1 protein-coding gene is annotated in these 591 nt (G+C 73.9%); it reads left to right on the forward strand.

Features of this window, described 5'->3' with window-relative positions; genetic code table 11:
• Window positions 1–591: polyketide synthase dehydratase domain-containing protein (locus VM95_RS37910; RefSeq protein WP_045706134.1), on the forward strand; the 591-nt coding region annotated here is incomplete at both ends.

A 591-nucleotide genomic window follows, 5' to 3' on the forward strand; every position in this document is an offset into this window, starting at 1 on the left:
CGGGATCCTGGACCTCGTCCTGGCCGCCGGCCGTGAGCTCGGCGCGGGCCGGGTCGAGGAGCTGGCGCTCGTGGAGCCGCTGGTCCTGGAGGGCCCGGTGCGGCTGCAGATCACGGTCGGCGCCCCCGGCGCCGATGGCCGCCGCCCGCTCGCGGTCTACGGCCGCTCGGAGGGCGTCGAGGAAGGTTGGACGCTGCACGCCTCCGGTGAACTCGCCGAGGAGAAGGGCGAGTCGGACGGCTTCGACGCTCTCCGTCGCTGGCCGGTGGTCGGTGCCCAGCCCGTGAGCCTGGACGGCTTCTACGAACGCTTCGCCGCCCGTGGTCTCGCCTACGGCCCGGCCTTCCAGGGCCTGACCGAGCTGTTCCGTGACGGCAGCACCGCGTACGGCCTCGTCCGGCTCCCCGAGGGCCTGAAGGCCGACGAGTTCGGCGTTCACCCGGCTCTGCTGGACGCCGCCCTGCACGCGCTGGTCGGTGCCCGCGATGAGGTCGAGGGCGACCAGCGGGTGTTCCTGCCCTTCGAGTGGACGGGCGTGGAGCTGTTCGCGGCCGGTGGCACCGAACTGCGGGTGCGCGTCGACCTGGACGC

The sequence above is a fragment of the Streptomyces rubellomurinus genome (assembly GCF_000961885.1).
Taxonomy (GTDB): Bacteria; Actinomycetota; Actinomycetes; order Streptomycetales; family Streptomycetaceae; genus Kitasatospora; species Kitasatospora rubellomurina.